Genomic DNA, 12,988 nt, shown 5'->3' on the forward strand with positions numbered 1-12,988 from the left:
CATTGTACATTTATGTAGGAACATTCGCACTGCTAGCGGTATTGTCAGTTTTGGAATATTTTACTAGAAAAAAAATATTTTTTTATGCTGGTATCGTATTTTTAACGTGTTTAGCAGGTTTTAGATTTTCTACGGGATATGATTTTTCTTCCTATAACAATTTTTTTGATAGGTTAATTAATTGGGATAAAATATTCGATGGTAGTATTGATGCAGAACCTGGATATCTTTTATTAAATTATATCGTACGTGAGCTAGGAATGAATTTTTCAACTTTTATCTTATTATTTTCTATAATAAGCATGTTATTGCTCGCTTATGCACTTAATAATTATTTTCCGGTTCCATCAATTGCACTACTTTATTACTACTCTAGATTTTTTCTAGTACGTGATATGGGGCAAATAAGATCTTCTATTGTGGCTATCATATTCTTATTGGCTTTACCAGCGTTCAAAAAAAGAAATTTAAGAAATATTATTCTACTTTCGTTAGTAGGTTCATTATTTCATATTGTTTCTATTTTTATTATTCCTGCGTATCTTTTCGTACAGATTGTTAAAGAGATCAACGTCCCTAAAGAAATATTTCTGATTTCATCTAGCGCATTTGTAGGAATCATTTTCTTTTTCCCAAATTTATTTAGGTTTATGATTCCAGATCGTTACTATGGTTACTTATCTGGGTACTATGCACAAGGTAGTTGGATTTTTAATCCGGTATTCATAATGCAATTAGTCATACTGATTGGCGCAACTATTTTCGTAAAAAACAACAATACAGTTTTTACAGAAAACTTTAATATAATATTGTCTTTATATTGCTTATCGACGATTCTGTTAGTGTGTTTCGGACCTTTAGCAACAATTGGTGGAAGAATCAGTACAATATTTTCAACAGTAGAAATTTTTATCGTACCCATTGTATTGGAGAAACTTTTTAAAAATAAATTTCTATTCTTAATAACTTTTATTTTGTTCAGCTTCTGTATATTTATTTTGATTTTTATTGTTTCTGGAGCATATAATTCATATGTCCCATACAATACGATATTCTTTAAATAATTAATAGTATTCAATAGATTAGCTTAAATACTACTAAGGTTAATTTGTAAGAAATATAGAGGCACAAGCACTATATATAAGATGGTTTTATTAAATAGTATGACAAAGTAGGTATTAATAATGAATGATAAAGCAAGAAACGTAATGAAAAACTTATACTATACTGTAGCTGCAAATTTTGCTACTTTAGGAATATCAGTGCTATTAAATCTATTTGTGCCAAAACTTTTAGGTGTTACTGAATATAGCTATTGGCAACTTTATGTTTTTTATTCGTCTTATGTAGGTTTTCTACATTTTGGTTGGATTGATGGCATCTACTTAAAAATTGGCGGAGAAGAATATGATCAGTTGAATAAACGAGATTTGGGTACGCAGTTTTGGTATCTAATGATCTTTGAACTATTCTTATCTTTCTTTGTAGCTATATGGGCCTGGTTGTTTCTTCCTCATTCTGAGCAATCAGTCATACTTATCTTAACAGCAATAGTGTCAGTCGTGACGATTATAAAAACATTTGTTTTATATATTTTCCAATCGACGAATCGAATCAAAGAGTATGCACAACTATCAAGAAATGATCGATATCTATATGTTTTATTTATTGCTATTTACTTTTCTTTAGGTGGTAGAAATTTCTTCTGGTTGATTTTATTAGATATCCTTTCTAAATTGTTGGTAACATTATGGGGAATGTCTTTGATTAAAGATATGTTAAATGTCAAATTAATCAATTTACGAGTTTTATTCCCAGAAATATTAGATAATATCAATATTGGTAGTAAATTAATGATTAGTAATATTGCGAGTATGCTGATTATTGGAACAATCCGTTTTTTTGTGCAACAAAAATGGACAATCGAAACATTTGGTAAGTTATCATTCACACTAAGCCTTTCAAATATGTTTTTGACGTTCATCAATGCCATTGGCATTGTTATGTTTCCTTTATTAAGAAGGACGAATAAAGAGAGATTGCCTGAATTGTTTCGAATTCTTAGAGGATTATTTGTCCCATTAACGTACGGATTACTAATATTTTATATTCCTGCAAAAATCATTTTAAGTTTATGGTTACCGGAATATGCAGAAAGTCTTAGGTTTATGGGGATTTTATTCCCAATTGTCATTTATGAAGGAAGAATGTCATTACTGATCAATACGTATCTAAAAACTTTGAGAAAAGAAAAAACGATTTTATTTGTAAATATCATTACGTTAGGAGTAACATTACTTGCGTCTTTATTTGTGATTTTCATTGTTGGAAATTTAGATTTGACTGTTTTACTCATTTTAATTAGTTTGGCCCTACGTTGTAATCTGGCTGAATTTTTCTTATACAAAGATTTGCGATTAACAATAGGTTGGAAGCATGTTATTGAAACATTATTAACTGTGCTATTTATTTTAAGTAACTTACTATTCAATGCATCTTTTACAAGCATGGTTGTATACGTCGTTATTTATATTGTATATCTTGCTTTTATACATCGATCAATTATTGCTAGCTATAAAGATTTTCGTATTTTACTAAAAGAACGTTAATCTAAATTTCTGTATAAAATCATTCATAAAAACGTCTCGTAAAAAATATTTTATTTTCTACGAGACGTTTTCGATTACACTGCATAGTGTTCAATATCTTATCATGGTAAAATAGGTTTATATTTTTTAATAAATAATTGGAGTGAATAAAGTGGATAAAATATTAATTACCGGTGGAGCCGGGTTTATCGGTTCAACATTGGCAAATCATTTAGGAGATCATAACGATATTGTAGTTATTGATGATTTATCAATGGGGAATAGAGAGAATTTAGATCAAACAAAAAAAATCACTTTTATTGAAGGTGATGTCAGTGATAAGCAAAAAATGGAAAAGATTATGCAATCTCACCGATTTGACTATATCTTCCATTTAGCTGCTATAGCTAGTGTTGCTGATTCCGTTGAACGTCCATTGGAAACTCATCGAGTGAATTTTGATAGTGTCTTGATGTTACTTGAGTTGATTCGTAAGTATCAGCCAAATTTAAAGCGTATTGTATTTAGCTCTTCTGCAGCTGTTTATGGAGATGAACCAACACTACCTAAAAAAGAAGAGTCAGTTATTCGACCGTTGACGCCTTATGCTATTGATAAATTTGCCGCTGAACAATATGTACTTGATTATTGCCATTTGTATGATGTGCCAGGAACTGCGGTACGTTTCTTCAACGTATACGGTCCAAATCAAAATCCAAATTCGCCATATAGTGGGGTGATCTCGATTTTAGTGGATCGCTATAAAAAGCAACTTGCTGATGAAAAAGCGTCATTTACTTTATTCGGCGATGGCAGTCAATCAAGAGATTTTGTCTATGTTGAAGATGTTGTGCAAGCTTTATTACTTGTTTCTAAAGAAGAAAAAGCACTAGGGCAACAATTCAATGTTGGAACGGGAAACAGTACAACTTTACTTGAGTTGATCCAGACAATCAATCAGATTCTTGAAGTTGAATTACTGTTAGATTATCAAGAGGAGAGAGTAGGAGATATCCACGACTCTTTAGCTGATATCACTAAGCTTTCAGCACTAGGTTACCAACCTAAACATAGCATACTTGATGGCATGAGAAAATATTTAGCAACAGAAATAAATACGACAAAATAATAAATTTTCTTTATTCAGGAAACAACAGAGAAAACCTTGTATCAAGCCAAATTGCTTATACAAGGTTTTCTTCGTTCTTATTCAATTATCACAGATGACAGGTCAACACATTGCTTATTCATCATTTCCCATCAATTTATAAATCTGATCTCTAAGATCGGTGGCAGTTGTTTTATATTTTTTATCGGCTTGGATATTACTTTCTAGCACAACTGCATCAGAGGTATCTTTTTTCATTGCTAATACCGCATGGAAACGATTGATGTTTCCTTGAGCAAATATTGTATCCCTTCCACTATAGACCCCACCATTATATGGACGCCCACTCAAATTCTTTCCCCATAGAGAAAAAAGTAAATCTTTTGGAATCAATTGCCCTTTTAATACTTTTGTAAAAAATTCATTCAAATCATAGACGGACATACTGATATTCCCAGTTCCTAATTCATTACGTATATCTGTTTCAGATTCAGTCAAAGCTTGATGATAATCATCGTCTGGACTCATTTGATAAGAGACTGCGTGTTCTGAAGTGTTTTTGACTTGGTCATAGAAGGTCGTCTGTTTCAATTGTAAGGGAGTGATGATTTGATCATACACCAACTTTTCGTATGGCTGATGGGTCAATTTCATTAAAATACCTGTTAGTAATGTGAAATTCAATGGTTCATATTTGTAACTTTGATCATTGGTATATTCGAGATGGTCTATGGCAAACTGGATCACCTCTTGGTCATTCATTGGTACGGTCGGAGAAGCTGTTTTTTTCAATCCTGATCGCATATATAATAAATCTTTGATAGTGATTTTATTGCTACCGTTGATTTGGGGATAAAATTTAGCCAGTTTTGTATCTAAAGAAAGTTTCCCTATATCCACTTGTTTTAGAATCAGTAGCGCAGTCATTGCTTTTTGGATCGAACCAATTTGATAATACAGAGATGGAGTATTTGGTTGCTGTGCTTCTTCGTTAGCGTATCCGTAGCCCTTTTCAAGGATCACTCGATTGTTTTTACGAATATAGACAGATCCGACATAATCATTTTTTTGTAACAATTGGTCGATTTGATCGTCAAGGACCTTTTCGTCTTTGGTCAAATCTAGGGAATCGTTTGCCACTTGAATCGAGGCGGATACTCTTGACTGTGCCATTTCATAGGTAGACCAAGTGATGATTCCAATAGTGACGACTAAAATGAATAAGCAGATTTTTTGAGAGAAAGAAAAATGGGAAGCTTGTTTTCTTCTTAAATGTTTCCTTTTGTTCATGTATATCAATCCTTCCTGTCTAAGAGCTTAGTGAATAAATGAAGCAGATTATTGTTATTTAGTAAATAAGAATCATTTTATTTTCTATTTTAAGCCGAAGAGAATCGATTTACTACTTACAATTTTGACATAAGAATTGTTAAAAATAATTCACCTCTGCCTGAATTTCATGTATAATGAATAAAGTTATGAAGTTGATAGTAAGGAGGAGTTGTTTTGTCAGAAAACAAACAACATCCAGATGAGAAGAGACGACGACAAAAGAATGCAACTGATTCGACAGATGTAGTCAGTAAGCGAAAAGACCTACGTAAAAAAGAAGATAAAATCGTAGGAAAAATTATTTTAGTGATTGCGCTTACGTTGCTAATTATTGGATGTGTATTTGGTTTTACGGTCTATCGCTATATCGATAGTGGCTTAAAACCTTTAGACCCAGAGAATGAACAATTGGTTTCGATCGAAATCCCTAGTGGCTCTTCAAATAAGCAAATCGGAGAGATTTTAGAACAAGACCATATCATCAAGAGCGGTATCGTATTTAATTATTATACAAAATTTAAAAATATGACTGGCTTTCAGGCTGGCTTCTACCAATTAGCCCCTAACATGACGTTAGATGAAATCGGTAAACAGCTCCAAGAAGGTGGAACCTCAGAACCTACAGAAGTGGCAGATGGGAAAATCACGATACCAGAGGGATATGATGCAGAGCAGATTGCAGAACGAGTAGCTAAAATCACTGGAAAAGACAAGCAAGAATTTTTAGATCTACTAAAAAATGAAGCCTTTTTCACTGAGTTAACTCAAAAATATCCTGATTTATTAGAAAGTGCAGCTAAGGCAGAAAACACCAAGTATCGCTTAGAAGGTTACTTATTCCCAGCGACTTATGATTACTATAAAGATATGTCACTCAAAGATTTGATCATTCAGATGGTCAATAAAACGAATACCGTGTTACAACCATACTTCTCTACGATCAAGCAGCAAAATCATACGGTTCAAGAAATCATGACACTTGCTTCATTGATCGAAAAAGAAGGCGTATCTGAATCAGACCGTAAAAATATTGCTAGAGTTTTCTTTAATCGGATTGACATAGGGATGCCATTACAATCAGATATTTCTATTTTATATGCGTTAGGCGAACACAAAGAATTTGTCTCTTATGAAGATACGGCAGTCGATTCACCATATAATCTGTATACAAATAAGGGATATGGGCCAGGACCATTCAACAGCCCAAGTGAAGCAGCTATTCAAGCTGTGATTGAACCTGCAGAGAATGATTATTATTATTTCGTCGCAGATATCTCTACAGGTGAGGTTTATTTTGCAAAAACATATGAAGAGCATATGGAATTAGTACAAAAATACGTAAATAATTAAAATTGAGCGTTATCTGTAACTTTATTTATTTTTAGAAAAACATTTACATTTTAGAAAAAGCATGGTAATCTTTTTTGGACTGTAGTCCGTAAAAGATTACCTTTTGCGGTATTCCATAGAAAAAGGAGAAGAGTTATACATGGTAGAAAAAGTATATCCTATGACGCTTGAAGGAAAAGCGAAATTAGAGCAAGAATTAGAAGAATTAAAAACAGTTAAACGGGGAGAAATCATTGAACGAATCAAGATCGCCCGTGGCTTTGGTGATTTATCTGAGAACTCAGAATATGAAGCAGCTAAAGATGAACAAGCTTTCGTAGAAGGACGTATCACGACAATCGAGAATATGATCCGTTTTGCACAGATCATTGACAATGATGGCGTTGATTCGGATGAAGTATCTATTGGTAAAACAGTGACGTTCATTGAGTTACCAGATGGTGAAGAAGAAGAGTATACGATCGTGGGAAGTGCTGAGGCAGATCCTTTCTCAGGAAAGATCTCAAATGATTCCCCGATCGCACAAGCTTTGATCGGCAAATATAAAAATGATGAAGTAACGATTTCAACACCTGGTGGCGATATGCAAGTAAAAATCGTCAAGGTCGCGCAAGCATAAGTTGAAATGTAGACACAGATAATCAATTATTGGTTTGTCTATACAAAAAGGTCTGGGACCATGACACAAAGTCCCAGGCCTTTTACTGTAGAAAGCGATAGTTACATCTAAAGTCCTATAGCATCTCAAAACAAAAATAGGTATGATAAAAAAGAGAATGAAAAGGAAAGGAGAATAGCGATGAATAGCTCTTGGCGCTTTTTTATAGTAGTAGAAGCCTTACTATTGATCTTTGCAGTTTGGCAAATCGTAAATAATGTTGAATTATTACTATTAGTTTTATTTGGTATTTTTAATATCTATCTTGCATTGCGAAAATCACCGAGATCGGGGTTTCAAAATTTTCAATTTGTACTAGGTGGACTAGTTATTTTTTTCAGTTTGATCAATAGTCCTGCGCTGTGGGTAATGGCAGTCTTTGCTGTCTTGTTCATTGGTCTTAAAGGTGTAGAGATTTCTGGGATCGATCTAACAAAAAATGCTTTTTGGCGAAAAAAACAAATCATTATGGTTCAAACAGAGCAAGTGAAGTCCCACAATAATGAACGAAAAAAACAACAATTATTCGGTAATCAGCGAATTGGTAATGATGTGTATGAATGGGATGATATCAATATCGCTCTACTTTCAGGAGATACGATCATCGATTTAGGGAACACCTTGTTACCTAAAGACGATAATATCGTTATCGTCAGAAAAGGAATCGGTCGGACACGCATTTTAGTTCCATTAGGGATTGCAATCAGTCTCGAACATGCAACGTTAGTAGGAAATGTACAATTTGAAGAAGAACAATTTGCATTGAAGAACGAGTCGATTAAAATCTATAGTAACGATTACGATGAAAATCCACGTCGTTTAAAAATCATTACGAACACATTACTTGGGGATATTGAGGTGATTCGAGCATGATTGAGAAACTTTCTCGACCGATGCTAGCTATTTATGCTTCGATCGCCTCATTTATCGTCATTTTATTTTCATTTTTTACTTATTTTTACGCAAGTAATCAAACTCATTTTTGGCGTACTTTATTAAGTGCCAGAATTTTATATGTACCATTGATCTTTCACTTATTAGCGATTTCTTCAGGTGTCGGTTTGATTGTTTTTTTGATTGTCTCTCTTTTACAAAAAGCACGTTATGGGAAAATCGAAGAACAATTACGGGCAATTTCTTCCGGTAACTATGAAGCAAAAGTTTTAAATGATTCCTTACCAAGTGCATCTGACGATATATATGTCAAAGAAATTGAAAAAGAAATCACTAAAATCAAAGAAAAAATGATCGAAGTATCAAGTGAACTTCAAATATTGACGAGTCGACCTCAATACGTTGATGGACAAACAAAAGAAGAAATCTTAGAATTAGAAAGACATCGTTTAGCGCGTGAGCTACATGATTCGGTTTCCCAGCAATTATTTGCAGCGATGATGATGATGTCTGCTTTGACGGAACAAGCCGAAAAAAGTGATACGCCTGAAATGTTTCGTAAACAACTAAGAATGGTAGCAGATATCATCAATGCTTCACAATCTGAAATGCGTGCGTTGCTACTACATTTGCGACCAGTCAACCTTGAAGAGAAAAGTTTGAAACAAGGGATTGAGCAATTATTAAAAGAATTAAAAAACAAGATACAAATTGCATTGAAATGGGATATTGAAGATATCACTTTGTCTGATTCGATTGAAGATCATCTCTTTCGGATCGTTCAAGAACTACTTTCAAATACGTTGCGTCATGCAAAAGCAAATGAATTAGAAGTGTATCTGCATAAAATCGATAATAACCTTTTATTACGAGTGATCGATGACGGTACTGGCTTCAATATGAATGAAACAAAAACCGGTAGCTACGGACTAAACAATATCAGAGAACGTGTAGCAGGTATTGGTGGAACAGTAAAAATCATTAGTTTCAAAGGACAAGGGACAAGTGTGGAAATCAAAGTTCCTTTAATAAAGGAGGCGGAAAAATGATAAAAGTATTACTAGTCGATGATCATGAAATGGTACGTTTAGGGGTTTCTTCCTATTTGTCGATCCAAGAAGATATCGAAGTGATCGGAGAAGCAGAAGATGGGCGACAAGGTTACGAAAAAGCCATGGAACTTCGTCCGGACGTGATTCTAATGGATTTAGTCATGGAAGAAATGGACGGGATCGAATCTACAAAAGCAATCCTCAAAGATTGGCCAGAAGCAAAAATCATTATTGTTACGAGTTTTATTGATGATGAGAAAGTATATCCAGCTATTGAAGCTGGCGCAACAGGCTACTTACTTAAAACATCGACGGCCCATGAAATCGCCGATGCGATCCGTGCGACTCAAAGAGGTGAACGAGTGCTTGAACCTGAAGTAACCTCTAAAATGATGGAAAAAATGAGTCGACGTAATGAGCCAATCTTGCACGATGATTTGACGAATCGTGAAAATGAGATTCTTATGTTGATCTCTGAAGGAAAGAGCAATCAAGAAATCGCTGACGAGTTGTTTATTACTTTGAAAACAGTCAAAACACATGTTTCTAATATTTTAGCGAAATTAGAAGTGGAAGATCGTACCCAAGCTGCCATATACGCGTTCAAACATGGGTTGGTAAAGTAAGTAGACTTATGACTTATCATCAAAATAGTAAGTACATTTTTACAAAGTAAGTATAGGTTGTGACATAAAATATAACTTATCACTGTTTTCACATTGATAAGAGAAAACAGTACCTTGATCCAAAGCAAAATGTATTATTTTTGCTTTGGATTTATTTGTATATGCTAATTACATTGTTTGTTATTTTGAATTCTTTGTTATCATGTTCTTTTCATTTGGGTCTTTTTATAGTTTAATATATTATAGGACAATATAAGTTCGATTTAAAAAATAAAGGAGAATGTCATGAGAAAAAAATGGATAGGCATGTTATTAAGTTTCTTACTACTGTCAGGCTCGATCACGCCAAGTGTCTACGCAGTATCGATAAACGATAGAACAAATACGTCACAAGAAAGTACTTCGCAAACTAACGAAACTACAGCAACATCTTCTAAAGCCCCTTTGACAGAAAGTACTAATCCCACCACAGAGGAGACCTCAGGACCAACAGAAAACTCTGCAGAAAATTCATCTAAAGATATTCCTGTTGATGAAGTTCATTTCCCAGATCAAAATTTCCGTCAATTATTGATTGAAATGATGGAGGAGAATCATAGTAACGTATTATCCGATGAATTGTTGGCTACAACTGAGTTGGATCTTAGTGGTAAAAATATCAAATCATTGGATGGTATCGAATATTTTAAACAGCTAAAAAAACTGGAAGTTCAAGACAATGAGTTAGAGCAAGTAGATGTTTCAGCTCTTTCAGAGCTAACCTACTTTGATGTTTCCAAAAACAAACTGCCAACAATAGATTTGTCGATGAATGATCATTTGACTTATTTTAACGGGAAAGAACAATTGATTAATGCAGAAGCATCAAAAGTTGATCGTGAATGGGTGATCAATCAAGATAATCTAAAACCAGAATTAGATAAAATCGATATCAACTCAACTAATTGGGAATACAATGGATCCGTTTTTACTACTATGGAACCTTCGGCACTAAATTATAGTTACCAAGTAGAGTTCTCAAAAAAAACAATTTTAGAAGAAACATCTAATCGTTCACTAGATATCACTGTAGAAGTGAAATTTTTAGAACAAAATAGCGTTGAATCAATTATTCCAAAAGAAGAAAAAATAGAAATGAGCCAAGGCGAAACTAAACAACTTGAGTATTCGCTTGTTCCAGAAAATACTGAGATTATTAATCCAACATGGGTATCAGTAGACAATAATATTGTTGAAGTGGATGAAAAGGGTCTGGTGACAGCAAAAGCAATCGGTGAAACAGAAGTCTTATTAAAAGATGGCGAGAGAACATTAGGAAAGTTCAACATCCAAGTAGAAAAAAATAACAATGATTCAATAACCCAAGCGAATCGCCAAGAACAAACGGTGAGCAATCGTGCAGCAGTTTCTAAACCATCCGTCAGTTATCAAACACACGTGCAAACTTACGGTTGGCAAAGTACTGTAGCTGATGGTGCTACTGCAGGTACGATTGGTCAAGGTAAAAGAATTGAAGCCATTAAAATTCAATTACCAAATAATTCATTAAATGGTGATATTGAATATAGTAGTCATGTACGAACGATTGGCTGGCAAAATTATGTGAAAAATGGTGCTACATCAGGAACGACAGATCTTTCTTTACGAACAGAAGCAATTAGGGTTCGCTTGACTGGAGAGATAAGTGAACAATATAGCGTCTATTATCGTGTGCACTCAGCTTATTTTGGTTGGTTAGGTTGGGCAAAAGATGGCGAAGATGCAGGTAGTTCAGGATTTGGTTACCAAATGGAAGCTATCCAGATCCAACTAGTCAAAAAAGGAGAAGTTGCCCCAACTCAGAGCACAGCTTTCTATGACAAAGATAAACTCCCTAATCCTAATGTCAATTACCAGACGCACAGTCAGTCAGTCGGGTGGCAACCCTATCAGTCAAATGGTTCAACTGCTGGAACGATGAATCGTGGATTAAGATTAGAGGCTGTAAAAATAAATGTTTCAGATACACCAATCCCTGGCTCCATTGAATATTCTAGTCATGTGCGTTCCATTGGTTGGCAAAATTATGTGCGAGATGATGCGATTTCTGGAACAACTGATCGTAAACTTCGAACAGAAGCAATTCGAATACGTTTAACTGGTCAGTTAGCAGAACACTATGATGTTTATTATCGTGTGCACTCAGCTTATTTTGGTTGGTTAGGTTGGACAAAAAATAATGGCAATGCAGGAAGTGCAGGATTTGGTTATCAGATGGAAGCTATGGAAGTAAGGCTGGTAGCCAAAGGGCAATCTGGACCAGCAGCTAGTACTGCATTTTATGATAAGGATACAATAAAAAATCCTAATGTTAATTATCAAACGCATAGTCAATCGATTGGTTGGCAAGGTTATCAAATGAATGGTGCAACTGCGGGAACAGTGGGACGTGGCTTTAGATTAGAAGCATTACGAATGAATATCTCTAGCACACCTATTCCAGGAACAATAGAATATAGTACACACGTTCAATCGATTGGCTGGCAAAACTATGTGAATAATAATGCTCTTTCGGGAACAGAGGGTAGAAAATTACGAGCTGAAGCGATAAGGGTGAGATTAACTGGTCAGTTAAGTCAACATTATGATGTCTATTATAGAGTTCACTCTGCGCAACTCGGTTGGTTAGATTGGGCCAGAAACGGTCAAAACGCTGGGACGTCCAATGTAGCATTACAAATGGAAGCTATCCAAGTTGTACTAGTTAAAAAAGGAGCACCAGCGCCAGGACCTACGTCAAACCCGTACCAAACCTCAATCAATCATCTATTTGTAATGGGACATGGTGCAGGAGATCCAGGGGCTTCGTATAACGGTATCAACGAGCGAGACTTTACAAGAAATGAACTTATGCCATATTTACAAAAATGGGCAGGGCGCTTAAAAACAAATCGTATAACCTTTTATGATACAAATGCGGATATGTTCCAAGACACTCGTAGAATGCAGGGTGCGTATACGATTAGTAGTAGTTTTTCTTCGGTAACAGAATTCCATTTAGATGCAGGAGCGATTGGTATTAGTACTGGTGGGCATGTGATTGCGCATCGTAACGGCAACTCGTATACGACACAAAATTATGCCATTGCTAATGTGATCCGCACACATGTAGGTTTATGGGGCTCTGTCCAAAATACCGGTGGTATCAACTTGAGAAGTGATTTATTGAATTTGAATGTACTACATTCTCGTGGTATCCCTTATCGACTAGCGGAACTAGGGTTTATCACCAATACTCGTGATGTAGAAAATATTCGTAGAAACATGGATCAAATTGCTAAAGGGATTGTAGAAGGAGTGACAGGAGAAAGATTGTAAAGTAATCATTTCTGTTTTATCAA

Annotated in this window: 10 protein-coding genes; 9 read left to right on the top strand and 1 reads right to left on the bottom strand. The window is 34.7% G+C overall.

Annotation, left to right across the window (positions count from 1 at the left end):
* The first annotated feature begins 2 nt into the window (after window positions 1-2).
* From I2F89_RS05195 to I2F89_RS05205, 3 genes are all read left to right on the top strand, one after another.
* On the top strand, window positions 3-1,064 hold the full coding sequence (locus I2F89_RS05195) for an EpsG family protein (RefSeq protein ID WP_010735927.1): 1,062 nt from the start codon (window positions 3-5) through the stop codon (window positions 1,062-1,064).
* 120 nt (window positions 1,065-1,184) lie between these two features.
* Window positions 1,185-2,609, top strand: a complete 1,425-nt coding sequence (locus I2F89_RS05200) for a lipopolysaccharide biosynthesis protein (RefSeq protein WP_115357444.1) — start codon at window positions 1,185-1,187, stop codon at window positions 2,607-2,609.
* A 151-nt stretch (window positions 2,610-2,760) separates the two neighbouring features.
* Window positions 2,761-3,717 (top strand): NAD-dependent epimerase/dehydratase family protein, encoded by a 957-nt coding sequence (locus I2F89_RS05205; RefSeq protein WP_142432961.1) that lies wholly within the window; start codon window positions 2,761-2,763, stop codon window positions 3,715-3,717.
* Window positions 3,718-3,831: 114 nt separating this feature from the next.
* On the opposite strand, the gene I2F89_RS05210 is transcribed toward I2F89_RS05205, so the two are convergent.
* Window positions 3,832-4,986, bottom strand: a complete 1,155-nt coding sequence (locus tag I2F89_RS05210; RefSeq protein WP_195513673.1) for a serine hydrolase domain-containing protein — start codon at window positions 4,984-4,986, stop codon at window positions 3,832-3,834.
* A 216-nt stretch (window positions 4,987-5,202) separates the two neighbouring features.
* Here I2F89_RS05210 and mltG point away from each other — a divergent pair, with 216 nt between their 5' ends.
* The 6 genes from mltG to I2F89_RS05240 all read left to right on the top strand — a co-directional run bounded on the left by mltG (window position 5,203) and on the right by I2F89_RS05240 (window position 12,965).
* On the top strand, window positions 5,203-6,378 hold the full coding sequence (gene mltG / locus I2F89_RS05215) for an endolytic transglycosylase MltG (RefSeq protein WP_071865969.1): 1,176 nt from the start codon (window positions 5,203-5,205) through the stop codon (window positions 6,376-6,378).
* 139 nt (window positions 6,379-6,517) lie between these two features.
* Window positions 6,518-6,997, top strand: coding sequence for a transcription elongation factor GreA (greA, locus tag I2F89_RS05220; RefSeq protein WP_010735922.1), 480 nt, complete (start codon window positions 6,518-6,520; stop codon window positions 6,995-6,997).
* Window positions 6,998-7,177: 180 nt separating this feature from the next.
* Complete coding sequence (gene liaF / locus I2F89_RS05225; protein WP_019723159.1) at window positions 7,178-7,909, top strand: cell wall-active antibiotics response protein LiaF; 732 nt, start codon at window positions 7,178-7,180, stop codon at window positions 7,907-7,909.
* Window positions 7,906-8,979: a two-component system sensor histidine kinase LiaS gene (gene liaS, locus I2F89_RS05230; RefSeq protein ID WP_019723158.1), complete on the top strand. Its 1,074-nt coding sequence runs from the start codon at window positions 7,906-7,908 to the stop codon at window positions 8,977-8,979. Before liaF ends, liaS begins: the two co-directional genes overlap by 4 nt.
* Window positions 8,976-9,608: a response regulator transcription factor gene (locus tag I2F89_RS05235; protein ID WP_071865970.1), complete on the top strand. Its 633-nt coding sequence runs from the start codon at window positions 8,976-8,978 to the stop codon at window positions 9,606-9,608. Before liaS ends, I2F89_RS05235 begins: the two co-directional genes overlap by 4 nt.
* 285 nt (window positions 9,609-9,893) lie before the next feature.
* The gene (locus I2F89_RS05240) at window positions 9,894-12,965 is read left to right on the top strand and encodes an N-acetylmuramoyl-L-alanine amidase (protein ID WP_195513675.1); all 3,072 of its coding nucleotides are present in this window, start codon (window positions 9,894-9,896) and stop codon (window positions 12,963-12,965) included.
* Window positions 12,966-12,988: the final 23 nt, after the last annotated feature.

Origin of the sequence: Enterococcus sp. 1001283B150225_161107_E12, from assembly GCF_015556925.1 — a bacterium.
In the GTDB taxonomy this organism is placed as follows: Bacteria; Bacillota; Bacilli; order Lactobacillales; family Enterococcaceae; genus Enterococcus_B; species Enterococcus_B mundtii.